This is a genomic window from Xanthomonas sp. NCPPB 2933, assembly GCF_056725225.1.
Genome location: NZ_CM161518.1, coordinates 1,644,771 through 1,662,894, shown reverse-complemented (window position 1 = coordinate 1,662,894; position 18,124 = coordinate 1,644,771). Strand labels below are relative to the sequence as shown.

The 18,124-nt window shown below is 62.9% G+C and carries 12 protein-coding genes; 4 read left to right on the top strand and 8 right to left on the bottom strand.

Features of this window, described 5'->3' with window-relative positions:
• Positions 1-284: 284 nt before the first annotated feature.
• The 4 genes from AC1PLU_RS06785 to AC1PLU_RS06770 all read right to left on the bottom strand — a co-directional run bounded on the left by AC1PLU_RS06785 (position 285) and on the right by AC1PLU_RS06770 (position 5,560).
• Entirely contained in the window at positions 285-1,673 is a 1,389-nt protein-coding gene (locus AC1PLU_RS06785) for an amino acid permease (RefSeq protein WP_481108044.1), read from the bottom strand.
• 276 nt (positions 1,674-1,949) lie between these two features.
• Entirely contained in the window at positions 1,950-3,011 is a 1,062-nt protein-coding gene (locus tag AC1PLU_RS06780) for a pectate lyase family protein (RefSeq protein WP_481108043.1), read from the bottom strand.
• Between the two features lie 657 nt (positions 3,012-3,668).
• Positions 3,669-4,610, bottom strand: coding sequence for a proline iminopeptidase-family hydrolase (locus tag AC1PLU_RS06775; RefSeq protein ID WP_481108042.1), 942 nt, complete (start codon positions 4,608-4,610; stop codon positions 3,669-3,671).
• Positions 4,611-4,795: 185 nt separating this feature from the next.
• On the bottom strand, positions 4,796-5,560 hold the full coding sequence (locus tag AC1PLU_RS06770; protein WP_006449226.1) for a LuxR family transcriptional regulator: 765 nt from the start codon (positions 5,558-5,560) through the stop codon (positions 4,796-4,798).
• A 194-nt stretch (positions 5,561-5,754) separates the two neighbouring features.
• Here AC1PLU_RS06770 and AC1PLU_RS06765 point away from each other — a divergent pair, with 194 nt between their 5' ends.
• The 4 genes from AC1PLU_RS06765 to AC1PLU_RS06750 all read left to right on the top strand — a co-directional run bounded on the left by AC1PLU_RS06765 (position 5,755) and on the right by AC1PLU_RS06750 (position 10,562).
• Complete coding sequence (locus tag AC1PLU_RS06765; protein ID WP_481108041.1) at positions 5,755-7,140, top strand: APC family permease; 1,386 nt, start codon at positions 5,755-5,757, stop codon at positions 7,138-7,140.
• A 396-nt stretch (positions 7,141-7,536) separates the two neighbouring features.
• Entirely contained in the window at positions 7,537-8,934 is a 1,398-nt protein-coding gene (locus tag AC1PLU_RS06760) for a trypsin-like serine peptidase (protein ID WP_481108040.1), read from the top strand.
• A gap of 127 nt (positions 8,935-9,061) precedes the next feature.
• On the top strand, positions 9,062-9,466 hold the full coding sequence (locus AC1PLU_RS06755; RefSeq protein WP_481108039.1) for a hypothetical protein: 405 nt from the start codon (positions 9,062-9,064) through the stop codon (positions 9,464-9,466).
• A gap of 88 nt (positions 9,467-9,554) precedes the next feature.
• Entirely contained in the window at positions 9,555-10,562 is a 1,008-nt protein-coding gene (locus AC1PLU_RS06750; RefSeq protein ID WP_481108038.1) for an MBL fold metallo-hydrolase, read from the top strand.
• Positions 10,563-10,577: 15 nt separating this feature from the next.
• Here the strand turns inward: AC1PLU_RS06750 and AC1PLU_RS06745 are convergent, their stop codons facing one another.
• The 4 genes from AC1PLU_RS06745 to AC1PLU_RS06730 form a co-directional block, all read right to left on the bottom strand.
• The gene (locus AC1PLU_RS06745; protein ID WP_481108037.1) at positions 10,578-12,095 is read right to left on the bottom strand and encodes a tryptophan halogenase family protein; all 1,518 of its coding nucleotides are present in this window, start codon (positions 12,093-12,095) and stop codon (positions 10,578-10,580) included.
• A gap of 40 nt (positions 12,096-12,135) precedes the next feature.
• Positions 12,136-13,164, bottom strand: coding sequence for a cupin-like domain-containing protein (locus tag AC1PLU_RS06740; protein WP_481108036.1), 1,029 nt, complete (start codon positions 13,162-13,164; stop codon positions 12,136-12,138).
• Between the two features lie 25 nt (positions 13,165-13,189).
• The gene (locus AC1PLU_RS06735) at positions 13,190-13,951 is read right to left on the bottom strand and encodes a SapC family protein (protein WP_481108035.1); all 762 of its coding nucleotides are present in this window, start codon (positions 13,949-13,951) and stop codon (positions 13,190-13,192) included.
• 449 nt (positions 13,952-14,400) lie between these two features.
• The gene (locus AC1PLU_RS06730) at positions 14,401-17,559 is read right to left on the bottom strand and encodes a TonB-dependent receptor (protein WP_481108034.1); all 3,159 of its coding nucleotides are present in this window, start codon (positions 17,557-17,559) and stop codon (positions 14,401-14,403) included.
• Between the last annotated feature and the right edge of the window lie 565 nt (positions 17,560-18,124).

The following is an 18,124-nucleotide window of genomic DNA, read 5'->3' as shown; positions in this document are numbered from 1 at the left end:
TCAAAACTACTAGGCGGCTACGTTTTGTTAGCCACTCTAAAACAATGCGTTTTTATCGTTAGTGATTATTAAGTCGATATTCTCTTAATCAACTTGGTGGAACGAACAGCAGCTGCCAAAGGACAGTAACTGAACTGGATCAGCAGATCCAGAAGATCGCCTGTCTGACAGCAAGCAAACCGCAAGATTGCTAGCGTGTTTCTCGTTTCGACGGTGTGCACGAGCGCACTGCGGCCTGTTTCCGCTGCGGCACGATCATGCGCTCCGCACGTGGACCCGGATGGTCACGTCCGGCCACGGACGCGTCGCGCCACTTCGCTGACCACCGCAATGACCGCAGTCAAACCGACCATCGACAGGAACTGCGCACGGGTGTCTGCCGACGAGGCCAGCAGCACGAAGATCACCGCCAGGATCGCCAGCGCCAGCAGGGTCAGAAACGGATACCCACGCATACGGAACGGCAACGTGATGCCGGCGCGGTCGGCGCGTGCGCGCAGGATCAGCTGCGACAGCAACGAGATCGTCCACACCAGCAGGCAGGTGGCGCCGACGATGTTGAGCAGCATCGGCAACACCTTGTTGGGATACAGCAATTCCAGCGCCGCCGCCGCGAAGCCGAACAACACGCTGGCGATCACCGCCACCAGCGGCACCTGCTCGCCGCTGGTCCTGCCGAGCAGGCGCGGCGCTTCGCCGCGTTGCGCCAGCGAAAAGATCATCCGCGAGGCGCCATACAGATTGGCGTTGAGCGCCGACAACAAGGCCACCACGGCGACCAGGGTGATGGCGGTGGCCGCGCCGGGGATGCGCGCCACTTCCAGCACCGCGGCAAACGGCGAGCTGAGCGCCGCGCTGGTCCACGGCACCACCGCCACGATCACGCTGATCGAGCCGATGTAGAACACCAGGATGCGCCAGGCCACGGTGCGAATGGTGCGTGCCAGGCTGCGGCCCGGATCGGCGGTTTCCGCGGCGGCCACCGCCACGATCTCGGTGCCACCGAAGGCGAACACCACCACCAGCAACGCCGAGCCGACGCCAACCAGACCTTTCGGGGCGAATCCGCCGTGCTGGGTGAAGTTGGACAGCCTCGGCGACACCACACCCGGCAACCAGCCTGCCAGCAAGGCCACGCCGATCAGCAGGAACACCACGATCGCAACGACCTTGAGGATGGCGAACCAGAATTCGAACTCGCCGAAGTTGCGCACACCCAGCAGATTGATCGCCGTGAAGGTCGCCATGAACACCACCGCCAGCAGGGGCACCGGCAACGCCGGCCACACCGAAGCGAGCAAGCCTGCCGCGCCGACCGCTTCGGCGGCGATCACCACCACGATCTGCAGCCACCACAACCAGCCCACCGTCGCACCGGCGGTCGGCCCCATCGCATCGGCCGCATACACCGAAAACGCGCCGCTGGTCGGCTTGGACGCGGCCATTTCGCCCAGCGCATTCATCACGATGATCACCAGGGCCCCGGCGATCAGATACGACACCAGTACCGCCGGCCCCGCCGCGTGGATGCCCACGCCCGAGCCCAGAAACAGCCCGGCACCGATCGCCGTGCCCAGGCCCATCATCATCAATTGCCGCGGTTTCAGCGCATGGCGCAACGCGGGCGCGGCGGACGGAGCGTTCTCAGCAACGGGATCGGTCGGAAGCGGCATGGACGGGCTTGAAGAGATGGAATCGCGACACGATACCGCGTCGCGGCGCCTGCCGCGCCTCTTGACGCGGGCCTGGCGAAAGAGTGGACAAGCCAGGCAATCGCGCCTTGCCTCATCGTATCAGCAGGTCGTTCGCACTGGCCTCCAGGTGCGTGACACGCTCCAGACCCGCTTCACTGCACGCAGCTGGTGGGCAAATCCGCCGCACGCTGCATGCCGCACACAAAGATCCCCGGCAAGCCGGGGATCGGTGTCACTGCAACGTCTTGTGGCCGATCATTCCGCCAGGTTCTTGCCCGCACCTGCAGTGGCGATCACCTTGGCCTTGACCTGCGCGGCCGGGGTGATGCTGTAGGTGTAGCCCAGCGGTTCCGGGAACACCTTGGTGGTGATCCAGTTGGTGGCGTTGGCGTAGGGCTTGCTGCCATCCGGCGTGCCCCAGGTGATGCCGCTGCCGACGTAGTTGTTGATCAGGTCCCAGTAGCCGATCTCGCTGCTGTCGCGCGAGGTCACCGGGTTCTTGATGTTCTCGAAGTAGTTGGATTCGATCTTCGCCACGCCGCCCATGCGCACGTTGATGCCGGAGGTGGTGACGTTGTTGAAGTAGTTGTTGTAGATATGGCTCAGCCCGCGCCGCTGCAGTGGCACGCGCGACTCGACATTCTCGAAGCGGTTGTGATGATAGGTGGTGCGCGCGGCCGAGTTCTTGGTGTCGCTGTCGCTGAATCCATTGAGCGCGACCTTTTGATAGTTGTAGACGTGGTTGTAGGACACGGTGACGTGGTGCACGCCCTTCTTCATGTCGATGCCGCCATCGAAGGAGGCATCGCCGGCACCGGAGCACTTGGTCAACGAGGCGAACACGGTGTTGTGATCGACCCAGATTTTGGACGGTGAGCCGCTGGAATTGCCTTCCAACGAAATCGAATCCGCATCTTCGCCGCCTTGCAGCAAGCCGATGGTCATGTTCTGGATGATGATGTTGTTGGCGTTGCCCACCACCCACACACCGAAGTTGGCCGCCGAGCCATTCGCGCCCTTGATGGTGACATCGCTCTTGTTCTTAATCTGCACGGTCTTGGCCGGCAACTTCCACTGCGCGCAGACGTCCTTGATGGTGCTGAAGTCGAACTTGCCGGTGTAATTGAGCACCAGCCCGCCACTGCCGGAATAGCTGTCAATGGCGGCCTGCATCGCTTCGAAGGTGGCGACGTTGACCGGGGTCTTGTTGCCGCCGCCAGTGGTGGCGGCACCGTACCCGACCGGGCCGGCGATGGCACTCGCGGCGCAAGCGGACAGTGCAAGCGCGAGTGCGCCAGTGAGTGTCTTGATGATCATGCAGCCTCTCCCAAATGAAATCGAAAAGCGATGCGTGGCGTCGGCGCGATTGCATCGACGGTGGCAAAGCGGTGCGTGGGGGCCGCATTCTTCGCGCGGTTTAAAACATAAAACAATTATCCATCTCTGAAACTTTGACGCAGCACTGTGTTCTCCTCGCAGGACATGCAAAAGAGACAGCGAGAGACACGCAGGACAGGACACTGCGGTGATGTGCGCGATGTTTTTTCTATGTATGCAAACGCATGCCGATGCTGTGGTTGCTCACACGCGTGTTCGACTACGCGTGGTACCGGCAAATGCGTTTCTCACGCTTGCGCACGCACAACGTAGTGATGCACGTAGGAAGCCGCACACGACCGCACGTTGTCGAATGTGTTGGCGAAGTTGTTGGCGACATCGATGTGCAGCCGCAGAGCGCTACTGCACAAATATGCTTGCAGATAGGGAGCGATGGCGCGCTACTTTGCTGGAGGCGATGCGTGAGTGCATCTGAAAATCAATCGCCACAGTGGGCGAACGCTGGCGGTGCACGCCGCCTCAATCGACAAGGCCGCGTTGCTTCAGCACGACAGTGTCATGCATCAGACGGTGTTCGACCGCAGCGCGGAGAGAAGCTCGCGAGCACTTACTCACACGCACCCGCACACCATCAGCTCACACCGCGCGGCTGGCCAGCGCCGACGCATGCACCAGCTGCTCGCCGGGCCACGGCGTGTGGTCGTCGAGGAAGTTGCCGACCAGCCGCATGCAGGCAGCGCGTTCTTCCACGTGCGGCATATGGCTGGAATTGGCGAACACATGCCACTGCGCGTCCGGAATCAGGCGTGCGTAGGGCTCGACGGTTTCCGGCGTGGCTTCATCGTATTTGCCCGATAACACCAGCGCAGGTGCGGTGATGCGATGCAGACGTTCGATGATGCTCCAATTGCGCAGGCTCCCCACCACGTGGAATTCGGTCGGGCCGTTCATCGCGTGGTAGACGGTGGGGTCGGCATCGATGGCGGCGAAGGTGCGCGCCACTTCCGCAGGCCACGGCAGCAGCCGGCACACATGCTGCGCGTAGAACACCTGGCTTGCGGCGCGGTAGGCCGGATGCTCCAGCGTGCCGGCGGCTTCGTGTGCGTCCAGTGCCGCCTGGATGTCTTCCGGCAGACGCGCACGCAAGCGCAATGCGGCAGCGCGCCACAAGCCCATCGATGCCGGCGAGTTGGCGATCACCAACGCACGCAGACCGGCCGGCCGGCGCACCGCATGTTCGGCCGCCAGCATCCCGCCCCAGGATTGCCCCAGCAACGCGTACTGCGACAGCCCAAGCTGGGTGATCAGGGTCTGTAGCTCATCCAGAAACAGCCCCACCGTCCAGAAGCCGGGGTCGGCATTGGGAAGATGGGTGGACTTGCCGTTGCCGAGTTGGTCGTAATGGATGACCGCGCGGCCATTGGCAGCCAGGTCCTTGAAGCTGTCCACATAGTCGTGGGTGCAGCCGGGGCCGCCGTGCAGGACGATCAGCGGGCAGGCGTCACTGCGCAGGTCGCCGGTGATGCGGTACCAGGTACGGTACCCACGGAATTCGACGTAACCCTCAGTGGACTGCATGACCTGCGCCTGCCTACGGCAATAGTGAGCGCTCAGCCTAGCGACCCGGCCCGCGCACGCTAACTGGTAAAACTCTCAGGTTCGCAGCAGTTTCAGATGCGCGGTTGCGCGCGCCATAGTGTGTGCACCGGGCGACGCATCCAGCCCGCCGATCGCACGCTGTGATCGATAGCCGCAGGCTTGGTTTAAGGTTCCAGCAATCGATAATGCATCCCGCGCACCACTGCCTCGACGCGATTACGCGCGCCCAGTTTGCGTGCGGCCGAGTTCAGATGCAGATTCACCGTGGCGGTAGAGCGATTGAGCGCGGCCGCGATGCTTTTGGCGGTCAGCCCTTTGGCCGAGTACTGCAGGCACTCGCGCTCGCGGCGGGTCAATGCGATGTGGTGACAGCGGCGTTCCTGCGGATCCAGCAGTTCCTGCGCGCGGGCCTGAAACGCGTGTGCCAGTAACAAGAAGGGCGACAGCTGCGCTTCGGCCAGCCGTGGTGCCTCGGCCGCAACCGCATCGACCGCGCCACTGAAGGTCGCGAATGCACCGCCAGGCAAATGCAGGGGCACGGTGACACCGGTTCCCATGCCGCTATCGCACAGATAACGCGTCACCTGCCGATGCTGGCCGCCAACATATTCCACACCTTCCTGATTGCCGTCGGTACGGTACGACCACACGAATGGCGTCATGCGCCGCGTCGCACGCTGCTGAACAGGGTCATGTTGGTAGTAACCATGCTCGCACCAGACGTGCCGCATATCGCCCGGCGCGTTGCGCTGCATGAACACCGATGGCGTGATCAGCGCGCCCTCCATACTCAGCGGAACAGGCGCGTAGTCGTAGACCAGCGACTTGAAACCAAACGCACAGACGTCGCGAAACACTCGATCCAGGCAGGCATTGAGCGTATGCAGCGCCTGCAAATCTCGGCCCAGGCTGGCCAGCGTGTCGAACATGGTGGGTCCTTCGATGACAGCAGGTGCCGCTGGACGACATCCAGCATGGAAAACCTAGCACTTTTACCAATGGATGGGCTTGCCGGCCACATTATCGTCACAATGCCGGTCAGCTAGCTGCAACGCAGCATTCACGGACAAGCGCCCCACCGCGCCTGTCGTGCGACCCGGCCTTCCTCTCAGCGGATACCTGCATGACCGACACACCACGCCGCGACGACGCGGCCACGCTGGAACGCTTTGGCTACACCCAGGAGCTCAAGCGACAGCTCACGCTCAAGGATCTGCTGATCTACGGGCTGGTGTTCATGGTGCCGACCGCGCCGTTCTCCATCTTCGGTGGCGTATTCGATATCAGCGCCGGGATGGTGCCGCTGACCTACCTGGTCGGCTTCGTGGCGATGCTGTTCACCGCCTTGAGCTACCAGCAGATGTCGCAAGCGTTTCCGGTGGCCGGTTCGGTGTATGCGTACGTGGGGCGCGGATTGAGCAGCGGCACGGGGTTTCTCGCCGGCTGGGCGATTCTGCTCGACTATCTATTGGTACCGACGCTGCTGTACGTGGTTGGCGCCAATGCGATGCACAACGTGTTGCCGGCGGTACCGCAGCCGGCGTGGATCGCGTTTTTCGTGGTGCTCAATACCGTTGTCAATCTGCGCGGTATCGAAACCACTGCGCGGGCCAATCGTTTCTTTCTGTATGCGCAGTTGCTGGTGCTGGCGGTGTTTGTGGTGCTGGCGAGCCTGGCGATCCAGCGCGGCGTCAACGGTGCGCACTGGAACCTGCGTCCGTTCTACAACCCGCAGGCGTTTTCGCCGCAACTGATCTTCAGTGCGTTGTCGGTGGCGGTGGTGTCGTTTCTGGGCTTCGACGCGATCTCCACGCTGTCGGAAGAAACCCGTGGCGGTAACCGTGTGGTCGGGCGCGCCACCTTGATGGCGCTGCTGATGGTGGCCGGCCTGTTCGTGCTGCAGACCTGGCTGGCGGCGCTGCTGCAGCCGAACCTGCAGCGCTACCCCAACGCACAGGCCTCCAACGATGCGTTCTTCGAGATCGGGCGGCTTATTGCCGGGCCGTGGCTGCAGATCGTCATCGCGCTGACGGTGGCGATCAGCGCTGCGATTGCCAATTCACTGGTTGCACAGGCGGCCACCTCGCGCCTGTTGTTCGCCATGGCGCGAGACCGTCAGCTGCCGGGGTTCTTGCGCTACATCCATCCGCGTACCGGCGTGCCGCAGCGCGCCATCCTGCTGGTGGCGGGTTTGAGCATGGTGCTGGGCGAAGTATTCGTTGGCCAGATCGCGCTGCTGTCCTCGTTGTGCAACGTCGGCGCGCTCACCGCTTTTATTCTGTTGCACGTTGCGGTGCTGTGGCACTTCCGTGGGCACGGCCGCAGCCTGCTATTGCATGGTGCGACGCCGTTGATCGGCATCGTGATCCTGGGCTACGTGTTGATCAATGCCGACCGGCACGCGCAACTCGGCGGCACCGCGTGGATGGCGGTGGGTCTGTTGGTGTTGGCATTCCTGAAAGTCAGCGGTCGTTCCACCGAGTTTCGCGCCAGCGACGCGTTGGAATAAGCGCTGCTGCCGGTGTCGCTGTGCAGCAATGCGTTGCTGTGCAGTTGCTCGTCGGCAATCGACCTTGAGCATCGGGTCGTGCAGCGCGCATGGGTCTGCATGCTATTTGCCTTGCGCTGCCGCGCCGCGCCGCGCTGGATGCTTCCGCATGCCTCGTTTACGCCACCAGGTCGATAACACCTTTTCAGGCGCGTCGCGTCACACGGTGCGTGCGTGATGAAACGGAGCGACGCTCCCGAAAGCGATCATATTTTTATCGATTGCCGACCTCTGAACGAGATTTTCAGCACATATTCAGATGTAAACATTCGCTAGTCTCGTTCGGCGCCACTGATGGCGCCCGCACGCTGCGGCCCCCGCCGCAGCCTGTCGTTCCCTGACGAGTAAGGACTACCCATGAATCGCAAGAATGCGTTGTACCTGGCGCTGTTTTCCGCCCTTTCCGGCTCCGCACTGGCAGCGCCGCCGACCGAGATGGACGCAGCGCCGGTGAGCACTGCGCCGCAAGCGGCCAAGCTCGGCGCGGCAACATTGCAATCGGCAAGTCTGCGTGGTGGCATCCTGCCCACGCGCGTGGTGCAACTCACTGCGCCCACTAGCACCGAGATCAGTCGCGTGCGTGAGCGCCGCATTGCACAGGTCAAACATGGGCAGCCGTTGCAGATCGGTTTTTCGCGCGCAGTTGCCAAACCTTTGGTGAATCTGGGCACGCTCGATTGGCAGATGGCCAATGATGGCTCGCGCGTTGCAACCCTGAAGGTCAGCTCTGCACAGGCGGCGTCTTTGCGTGCATCCCTGACACTGCGCGGTACCGGCGCAACGCCGGGCGATCCGTCCAAGGTGACGCTGCGCTTTGCCGGCGACGACGGCCGCGTGTTCGAGCAATCCGGTGCAAGCTTCGTTACCAGCGGCAACGACATCGGCTGGTCGCCGACCGTCAGTGGCGAGAACCTGTTGGTCGAACTTTCGCTGCCGGCCGGCCAGTATCCGGAGAACTTCAGCCTGAGCATTCCGCAGCTGTCGCATCTGGATATCAGCCCCACCGCCAGCGCGCGCGACATGATGACCATTGCCATTGGCGAGAGCGATTCCTGCCAGAACGATATCGTCTGCCGTGCCAACCCCACCGCCGGCTTCACCAGTGCGGCAAAAGCGGTGGCACGCATGGTGTTCACCACCAGCGAGGGCTCGTTCTACTGCACCGGCACGTTGCTCAACAACACCAACTCGCCCAAGCGCAATCTATTCTGGACTGCGGCGCACTGCATCAGCACGCAGACCGTTGCCAACTCGTTGCAGACTTACTGGTTCTACGATGCGGCCAGCTGCAACGGCAACACCGCCAGTTCGCAGGCGACCACATTGACCGGCGGTGCGTTCCTGCGTCACGCCAATACCACCCGTGACACCGCGTTACTGGAACTGAAGACCGCACCGCCGAGCGGCGCGTTCTACGCGGCCTGGAACAGCGCGGCGATCGGTGCGACCGGTACCGCGATTGTCGGCATCCATCACCCAGCCGGCGACGTCAAGAAGTATTCGCTGGGCAGCGTGAATGGGCTGAGCACCTCCATCGATGGCAAGAGCCCGCTGTACCGCGTGGTGTGGAACGATGGCGTGACCGAAGGCGGCTCGTCCGGCTCGGGCCTGTTCACCGTCGCCAGCGGTGGTGCGTACCAGCTGCGCGGCGGCCTGTACGGCGGCTACTCGTTCTGCAGCGCGCAGACCGATCCAGACTACTACTCGCGCTTCTCGGACGTGTATTCCAGCATCTCCACCTACTTCGGCCCGTAAGCGGTTGCTGCACGTGGCAGGCGGTGTCTCGTCTGCCACGTGCAGCTGCACTTGGCGGGCGTACAGCACTTCATCTGCATCGGCTTGATGATGCAGACTTGGCAGCTCGTCCTTCACCTGGATCGGCATGCCCGTTCAACGCAATCGCTCTCTCATCGCCGCACTTGCACTGGCGACCTTGTCGCTGCAGGTCACCGCCAGCGCAGCCGGCAAGCCCGCCAATCGCGAAGAGGTCAAGGCATACGCGCTGCAGCTGTGCCTGGACAACAACTACGAGCGCAGCGGCAAATATGCTTCCGATCAGCTACGCGATCGCTCGTATCTGCTGACGACCTATGCGCTGGACAATGCCAAGGCCGGCGCCACCGACCGCCTGCATCGCTATGTCGCCGAGCAGACGGCGGACTTCTATCGCGCCGAAGTACCGATGAAGGACGAAGCGCGGCTAGGCCCGTTCAACAGGATCTTTGCGCAATGCATGGGCTTCTATCGTTCGCCTGCACTGAGCGAGTTCATTGCGCAAACACTCTGACTTGTCTTGCGTCGTCGCACGCCTGACGGGCTCGCGCTAGTCTGATACAGCCCCAGCACACTTACTCCATGCTTCGACAGGAGCCGCAATGCCCGCACCTTCTACACGCCGTTCCCGTCGCGAGGTGCTGCGCATCGCGCTGGCTGCGGGCACGCTGAGCATGGCAAGCCAGCTCGGTGCTGCAATCCGCGGCGGGCAGAAGGATGTAGATTCGTCATCGGATCCGCTCTCGCCAGCGCCGTTCCCGGCCAACGGCAGCGTGCTGGTCCTGCTCGGCACCAAGGGCGGCCCGACGCCCTCACCGCTGCGCGCGGCGGCCGCCAATGCGCTGGTCATCGACGGGCAGCCCTACCTGATCGATTGCGGCAATGGGGTTGCGCAGCAACTGGCCAAAGCCGGCATCCGCCTGCCTGCGCTACGCGACATCTTCCTCACCCATCATCACTCCGATCACAATGCCGACCTGCTCAACGTGGTGTGGCTGGCGTGGGCAAGCGGGCTGCAGACGCCGGTGCATCTGTATGGCCCACCCGGTATCGCAAGGATGGTGGATGCGTTTGTCGAGATGAATGCCATCGACATCGATGCGCGCATTCGTGAAGAAGGCCGCCCGCCATTCAAGCAGCTGATCCAGGTGCACGAGTTCGACCAGCCCGGCACGGTGCTGCAGAACGACCAGGTCACCGTCACCGCCACGCTGGTGGATCACTACACGCTCAAACCTGCATTTGCGTACCGCTTCGCCGCGCGCGACCGCACGGTGGTGTTCTCCGGCGATACGCGCTATCTGCCCGCGTTGGCCGAGTTCGCGAAAGACACCGACATCCTGGTGCACGAGGTGATGTATTTGCCCGCGCTGGAAAAGATGCTCAAGACCAATGACAACGCGCCGACCTTGCTCGACCATCTGCTCAAGAGCCATTCCACCAGCGAGGAAGTGGGCAAGATCGCATCAGCGGCCAACGCAAAAATGCTCGTACTCAATCACTTCGTCCCCGGCGGCGACCCGACGATCACCGATGCGATGTGGAGCGAGGGCGCGCGCAAGCACTATGCCGGGCCGATCGTGGTCGGCAAGGATTTGATGCGGTTGTAGCTGGCCAGATGGACACTACGCCACCACCGGGCTGCGTAGGCCCCACGCACTTGCGCCAGCTTTGCAGTACGCATCGATAAACGCCTGCTGCGATGGCATCTGTTCCACCGCGCGCTGGATCGGCTGCGCGATGCCGTCCAGCAGGCGATGCAGATCGCGATCGGACACTGCGCGCGCCAGCGGGTGATGCTGCTCGGGCATGAGGCCCTGCCCCATCAACACGTGGGTCCAGGAGTCGACGCGAAACAATTCATCGGCGCCTTGCCAGGCATGCGCGCGTTCGCGCCAGGCGCGTAGGCGCAAGGCAAGCGATTCGGGCAGTTCCATCTCGCGGCATTGGCGCCATAGCGGTTCGTCGCGCTGGGTGGCGTGGTAATGCAGGATGATGAAGTCGCGCACGTGTTCCATTTCGGCGCGGCTGATGTCGTTGAACAGTTGCACCTGCGAGGGTGCGATGCCTTCTGCGGGGAACAAGTTGATCAGGCGCACCACCGCGGCGATGGTGAGATGGATGCTGGTGGATTCCAGCGGTTCGATAAAGCCGCTGGCCAGACCCAGCGATACCACGTTCTTGTTCCAGGCCTTGCGCCGGCGGCCGGTGCGGAACGGCACCAGCCAGGGATCCTTGAGCGCAGGCGCAGCGGCGTCACGCAGCAGCTTGGCGTGGGCTTCATCATCGGACAGATGGCGGCTTGAAAACACCAGGCCGTTGCCGACACGATGCTGCAGCGGGATATGCCAGCGCCAGCCGGCCTCGTGCGCGATGGCGCGGGTGTATGGCACTGGCGGACCGGCGGCTTCTGTCTGCACCGCCACCGCGCGGTCGCACGGCAACCAGTGGCTCCAGTCTTCGTAACCGGTGTGCAACGCCTGCTCGATCAGCAAGCCGCGAAAACCGCTGCAATCGATGAACAGATCGCCATCGAGGACCTGCCCGTCTTCCAGCACCAGCGTGGCGACGTCCCCGCTGTCCGGTTGCAGGGTCACTTGCTGAATCTTGCCTTCGATGCGCTTGACGCCAAACGCTTCGCTGCGTGCGCGCAGAAACTTGGCATACAACGCCGCGTCGAGGTGGTAGGCGTAATTGACCGCAGGCTCGCGCAACAGTGCGAAGCGATCCACGCGCGAGGCCACGGTTTCCAGACAGTAATCGCCGAACGTGCCAGGCATGCCACGCCGCTGACTTTCCAGCCATAGATGGTGAAAGGCGCACACCAGCGTGCTTTGCCCGGTGATACCGAACGGATGGATATAGCGCTCGCCCTGGCGACGCCAATGCTCGAAGGAGATCGACAATTTGAAGGTGCCGGCCACTGCGCGCAGAAACTCCTGCTCGTCGATCTGTAGGAAGCGATGAAAGGTGCGGATCGGCGGCACCGTGGACTCGCCCACGCCCACGGTGCCGATCTGCTCGGACTCGACCAGGGTGATCTCGAGCAGCTCGCGGAACTGGTGCGACAGCGCGCAGGCAGCGATCCAGCCGGCAGTGCCGCCACCGACGATAACGACCTTGCGAATCGGGGCCTGGATCACTGCGCACTCCTGTGGGATGCATTTAGGGCGGTATGGACCATCAGCGGTTGAGCTTGCCGATCAGCATCGCGCGCAGCTGTCGCGCGAGGATCGGGTCGATCGGGCCCAACGCATGTCGCGCCTGTTCGGGCAGGTGTTCGCCAGCACGCTCGGCGGGACCGAAGACGTAGTAATCGAACAATGCGCGCCAGGCGTCTTTTTCGGACGCGGGCCGGTCACGAATCGCCCATAGCGCGTGATACAGCGCAGGCATCGGCGCCGGCAACTGCGCGGGTGCGCTGCTCCACCAGTAGTTGACCAGCACATTGAACGGCTGCAGCGATTGCACGTGGTGCCACCACATGCTGGGAATGAACAACGCATCACCTGGTTCCAGCACGGTGGTGCGCGCATGCGCCAGCGCAGCGGCAAATCGCGGATAACGCTGCAGATCCGGGTTGGCGATATCCACCATGCTCACTACCTGCCCGCCCGGCGTGGGATCCAGCGGACCGGGATACAGGTTGGCCACCTGCTCCGGCGGAAACAGCGTAAAGCGGCGCTGCCCCACTGCGCAGCAGGCCAGGTTGTTGGGCGCGTCGTAATGACACGAAGCGATGACGCGATTGCCGATCCAGATGCTGGGCTGCACGGCGATGCCGCTGGCGGCGAAATCCAGATCGTTGCTTGCACGCAGGTCGGGCAGGTGGTTGTCGACCGGCAACGACGCCAGATAATACGTAGGCGGCTGTGGGTCATCCCGATGCGCGGCGATGGCCTCCAGCAAGGTGCTCAGCGTGCCACGCTGCACATCGAAATTCAGCGCACTGCAGTCGTCGGTGTAAAACGGCCGGCTGGCGATTTCCGGGCCGCCATGGGAATACTGCAAGGCATGTCCGCTGTCGTGCGCGCGCAGCACCGCCATCGCCTCGTGAGGGCTGCGCAGCCCGGCTTGCACCAGTGACCAGGCGCGTGCGATGCCACGCAATACCACTGGTTCGGCGGCGGCGCAGAGCGCAGAAAGCGGCAGCGCGTCAGGTCGGCAGTCTGTACGCTCTGCGATGGGCGCGATTGCGGCAATTGAAGACATGATGGAGGCGCTCACAGCCATGCGCTCAGGCATACGCTTCAGCAGCGGGCGCGGCCTGCGTGTGTTGCAGGCGGCGTTGCTTCTCTGCCATCAGCCGACGCACGTTATGTAGCGATGCCAGCATCAAGAATGCGCCTTCCAGATAACCGGCCTGATGCAGTTGATGCAGCGCTTGCGCATCGAGCGCGGCAAGCCATTCGCGGTCGATCGCGAACAGACCTTGCAGATGGGTGGCGTGGTTGGCATCCAGCGTCACGTCCAGCTGCACCGGCTGGATCAGACCCAGCGCATCGAAGGCGGCCGCCATCGCCTGGCCCGCGTCCACGCCGTCGCGAATGCCACGCAGCACACTGACGATGTGCTCCAGATACGGGCTATGACCGCCCTGCGGCAGAAACACCGCCTCGCCCTCGTCGCGGCTGACGCGCGGGTGCTCCAGGTCGATATGGATCACCGGCTCCTGCACCAGGGCGCCATCGATGCGTTGCTCCTGGAAACCAATCAGGAACGGCCCCTTGGCGACGATGCCCGGCAGGTAACTGGCAGTCCAGCGCCCGTCCTGCAGAAACAGATTCTCGTCCTGTGCAAAGCCCAGCAGCGCCACCGCCTGGTAGGCGCCAGTGGCAGGATCCTTGCGAAAAAACAGCGGGTATTCGCGTTGAAGCTCGGCGAATTCGGTGACGAAGGCCGGCACCAGGCCGAGCGCATCACCGAACTCGGCGCCAAAGCGCAGGATGACGCGGATGTCGTGATGCGCCACGTTGTTGAGCACTGCGTATCGCGTCATCTAGAACTCCAGCGGTCATCCGCAATGGATCACTGCATTACGGGGATATGAGTCGGTCATGCAGCGACATGCCGTGCCAGCTGGAGTCGAGCATTGCCAAAAAGTAGGGAGCCGGCAAGCGGCACAGCAGCATTGGTGGCAGGCCTGCACAACCAGCGTCGCGGTGATGCCCCAGCCACCATCGTAATGGCGGCAGTTTGCGTGTCTGCGATCGCAGCGGATGCGTCTGGGCATCCAGCCTCGCAGTGCGGTCGCGGCCGCCAGCCGGATCAGTGGCCGCGCAGACATCACGACTTACTCATCTGCACGGAGCGGCCAACCAACTCCAATGCGCTGCCGTCGGAGCGCACGAACGGTGCGCTCTGAGCAGCATGCGCGCGGGCATTTCCACCCCGCCGCACACTGGCCAGCGCGCACCTGAGGTGCGCGCAGCGGCTTGTCAGTCGCGCTCAAAACGCATAACGCACACCCAGCGTGTAACGCGGTTGCTGGTCGATCAGGCGGATCATCTGCTTGTCAGAACGCCCGTGCCAACGCACGTCTTCGCCAGTCAGGTTGATCGCCTCAAAGCCTACCGACAGCTGCTTGCTGAAGCTGTAGCTCACGCTCAGGTCCCACTGCTGGTAGGCCTCGACGTAGTAAGGATTGCGGTTGGCGCCATCCTGGTTTGCCGCGATCAGATACTCGTCACGCCAGTTCCAGGCAAGACGTGCGCTCCAACCGTACTTTTCGTACATCAGCATGGCGTTGGCGGTGTCGCTCAAACCGAGCAGTGCGAACTGGTCGCGATCGATCACGGTGTTGTCGAAGCCCACATCGCCTTCGACGATGGTGTAGTTGGCGTAGATACCGAAGCCAGTGGTGTCGAAGAAGTACTGCCCGCCCAGTTCCCAACCATGGATGTTGGCCTTGTTCTGGTTGACCGGCCGCGACACATCGAACTGATACAGCGGGTCGGAGGCATTGCCAACGATGTCGTAGGCATTCTCCAGGGCCAGACTCTGCGCGGAACTGCCGTTATAGGCAGCTAATCCACCGGTGGCCGCGGCGTTACGCAACAACGCCATCGCCGCGAACAGCGAGGTGTCGTTGGCCGAGCAGGCGCCCGCAACGTCGTTACCGGAGGCGCCAACCTGCGCAGCGCAGGCACCGCTCTGCAGGAAGGCAAGGGCCGATTGCGCGTCCGGCCCCGAGGTGGGATCAGTCAATCCGTACAGGGATTCGCGCGACACCGTGTTGCCGATGAAGTTGCTGACGCGCTTGTTCCAGAATGTGGCAGACACATAGCTGGCGTCGGCGAAATACCATTCCAGCGCCAGATCCAGGTTGTCCGATTCCAGCGGATCCAGCGTCGGGCTCTGCGAGCTGCCGGAGGCACGGGTTGAAGGGTTGATCAGGATCGAACCGCTCGGTGTATTCGGCGTCGGCCCGGCGATCAGGTTGTTGTAGGGCGCACGCGCAATGGTCTGGCCAAATGCGGCGCGTCCTTTCAGCTGATCGGTGATGTCGATACTGAAATCGAGATTGGGCAGGATGTAGTTGTAGCTGGTCTTTTCGCTGAAGGGCTGCAGCTCGGTGGAGCGCAACAACTGGAAGTCGTTGTTGGCCTGCCAGAGCAACGCAGTGGGCGTGGCCACCTGCGACGTGGATTCCACATCGGTGCGCTCGTAACGCAAGCCCAGCCGTGTGTTGGTGGTCATGCCGGAGATATCGCCCTTCAGTTCCAACTGCACGTAGGCGGCGCGGGTCTTCTCTTCCACTTGATTGTCGGCGCTGTAGTTCGGGTTGTAGCGGGTGGTGGCGCCGTACTGGCTGCCACCCCACAGGGCCAGCTGATCAGCATCGCCGCGCCACGCATTGGGCGCCGCACCGTTGGCGTTGAAGTCCTTGAACATGCCGGTGATGCTCACCGGCCGCAGCAACGCCTGCATGCCGGGCTCGTTGCCGGCATTGGCTACACTCCAGTCGCCAAGCGTGGAGTTGGTGTCGCTGGTGAGCCGGTTCATGGTGGTGTTGGCGCTGCTCACGCCGAACTGAAAGCGGCCGTCGTCGAAGTCGAAGGTGCCATCCATGCGCCCTTCCTTGATCTCGGTCACCTGCGATTGATAGTAGATACGCAGCACCTGCGAGCCGAGCTCGGCGGGGGTGAAGTCCGGATTGACCACACCGTTGGTGCCAGCCAGGGAATCGGCAGCGGTGGGATACCAGGTGCGTGCGCCGATCGGCAAGGAATTGTTGAACGACAGCTCCTGCCCCCATTGACCGCCGCAGGACGGGCCGTTGACGCAGTTGTTGGTGCCGGCGAAGCTGAAGTAGGTGGCACTGCCGCCGGTGACCGGATCGTTGGGCATGCTCTTGGTTTTCGAGTTATGCGCATCGAACGACAACTGAAAGCGGTCGCTCACCTGCCAATCGGCATTGAACCCCAGCGAACCCAGCGTGTACTTCTGCTCGTTGCGCTGTTGCTCCATGCCGAAGTCCTTGGCACCGTTGGGCACATCGCGCAGGTAGATCGGCGTTGCCACCGCCTGGCCGGTATCGAAGGTCAGATCGGTGAAGCTGTTGGCGCGTTGCAACCAGATGCCCTGCTCGCCGCGCTCTTCGCGGATCTCGTTGGACGAATAGGTGTAATCCAGGGTCAAGGTCAGGCTGTCGCTGGGTGCGAACTGCACCACTGCCTGGCCGTTGGTGCGCTCGCGCTGGAAGTCGGCGAATGCATAACGCAGGTCGTTGGGCATGCCGTACAACTGGCCGATCGCCGGTGCGTTAGTCACCACCGCATCCGGGCGCAGCGCCGGGTCGGTCCCGGTCCAGCGCTGGATGTTCCAGGTGTTTTCGGTGGCCTGCACCGAGCCGCCGTGGCGTTTCTGGTAACTGCCGCTCAAGCCGATACCGAAGGTCTTGTCGGGATTGGTGTAGCTAAAAATGCCCGACACTTCCGGGGTGAGCGAATCGCCGAACGGCTGCGAACGGTCGGACACCATCTTGGCGCCGGCATTGGCCACCACACCGGAGTGATTGAACGGCTTGTCGGTCTGGATGTTGATGGTCGCGCCGATCCCGCCGCTGGGCGCGGTAGCGCGGCTGGTCTTGTAGACCTCGATCCCGGTGATGGCCTCGGAGGCGAGCTGGGCGAAGTTGAAGGCGCGCGTGCCCACATCCACGCCGCCGATCGGCGTCTGGCCGGGTGCGCCGAATGCGTCGGCACCGGGAATCAGCCGGCCGTTGAGCGTGACCGTATTGAACTGCGGGCCGAAGCCGCGCGCGGTGACCTGCGCGCCTTCGCCATCGCGGCGTTCGATCGAGATACCGGTGATGCGTTGCAACGACTCGGCCAGATTGGTATCGGGAAATTTGCCGATGTCTTCGGCGCTGATCGCATCCACCACGCCTGCGGCATCGCGCTTGATGCCCATCGATTGATCCAGGCTGCTGCGAATGCCGGTCACGTTGACCGCATCGAGCGTGGTGGCGGTTTGCGCGCTGGATTGCGGCGGCGGCACTGGCGGCGCGGGAACGTCCTGCGCAAAGGCCGGATTGATGACCAACAGGCCACCGACGAAGGTGAACATGGCCTTGGACTTGAAATTGCTCAACGTACGACGCATCGATCTATCCTCGGGTTTGGAGTCCAACACCCACGGCCGTAGTCGCGGAATGCGACGCGGCGATTGTCTGGCCACGCGCCTTGCATGGCACGCGACATACCTTCCGTTGCAGAACGTCATCTGATCCCCCGCATCGAACCAACGGCGGATCCCCCTGATGCCAACCGTGAGCGTGCCACGTCCATGACGGACGCTGCCTGCGACGATCTGTACAGCACGTGCGACTGCCTTCCCTACCCTTGGATCTATTGCCGCCGCAGCCCCTGTGTGCCACGGCGTTCAATCGGCTGCTACCGCTCCATCAAGCGTGATAGCGCTACCACGCGGCGCAGACTAGTCATGCGTGTCGGTGCTTGTCACCCTGCGTTGCAACAAACACGCGGTGACACATCCAGGCACTCAACAACACGCGCGCTTGAGCCCGTACGGCATACGCAGACCTGCCGTGGCTGTAAGCGTTATCAGCAGCGGCTGCAGTGATTGCGCTTTGATATTGGCGCTTCAGGCCGGGGCGATGATCGCCATAACGCCGCTGTCAGAAGTTGCGCAAAGTGTTATTGCGATC